Below are 972 nucleotides of genomic sequence, written 5' to 3'. Positions count from 1 at the left end.
TTGCGGGAGAGGCGCGCGCTTACCGCAACATCTGGAGGAGGGAGTCGGCGAGCAGGGGAGGGTGGAGAGGGGACGAGCGGTGACGCGCCTCGGGGCCGCTCAGGCCGCGCCGAGGCGCGTCACTGCGGAGGCGATCGCGCGGGTGGACTCGCCGTCCGGCCAGCGGAGGACGACGCCCTCGCCCGGGACGAGGCGGCCGATCGGAGCGGTCTCGGCGTGCGCCGCGCGCATCCGCCCCTGCCCCGGCCGGTCGGCGGTGAGCATCGCGAAGCCGGGGAAGCAGGAGAACCAGTCGGCGACCCCGGCCGCAGCGGGGCGGGGGACCGCGGCGACGTCGAGCTCGGCGGCGGTGCCGGACGCCTCGGCGAGCATGCCGACGGTGCCGACGAGGCCGGCCATGCTGACGTCCTTCGCTCCGTCGGGGGCACCTTCGCCGACGCTCGCCGCGAGGGAGCGCAGGACGTCGGGGGAGCGGCCGGACGTGGAGTCCCACTGGGCTCCCGCGTACCCGGGCCGCCAGGAGCCGCTGAGATCGGCGGTCAGGCTCAGCTCGTGACCGAGGGGGGCGGAGCCGGGGACCGGGCGGGAGGTGCGGCCCAACCCCGTGACGGACAGGGCGGCGGGGACGCCGAGCTGGGTGTGCCCGCCGAGCAGCGGGACGCCCCAGGCCTCCGACGCCGCGCGCAGTCCGCGCAGGATCCGGGCGGCGGAGTCGGCGTCGCGGGCGCCGACCGCGTCGAGCAGGCCCACCGGGTCCGCGCCCATGGCGGTCAGGTCGTTCACGTTCACGAGCACCGAGCACCAGCCCGCCCACTCCGGATCGCGCTCGACCATCGAGGGGACGATCGCGTCGCAGACGGCGATCAGATCGGAGCCGGGGACGGGGGCACCGTCGTCGCCGCGGAAGCCGGGGCCGCCGAGCTGTCCGGCGAAGGCCTCGAGCAGCGGTCCGAGGGAGGCCTTCGCCGTGCG

The 972-nt window shown here is 77.1% G+C and carries 1 protein-coding gene; it reads right to left on the bottom strand.

Features of this window, described 5'->3' with window-relative positions:
* Positions 1–99 precede the first annotated feature (99 nt).
* A partial coding sequence (locus B0T42_RS18925; protein ID WP_236720422.1) for an MSMEG_0567/sll0787 family protein occupies positions 100–972 on the bottom strand: 873 nt, incomplete at its 5' end.

Source organism: Rathayibacter rhapontici, assembly GCF_001995175.1.
In the GTDB taxonomy this organism is placed as follows: Bacteria; Actinomycetota; Actinomycetes; order Actinomycetales; family Microbacteriaceae; genus Rathayibacter.
The sequence above is the reverse complement of the archived record's forward strand: the minus strand, read 5'-3'. Positions and strand labels throughout refer to the sequence as shown.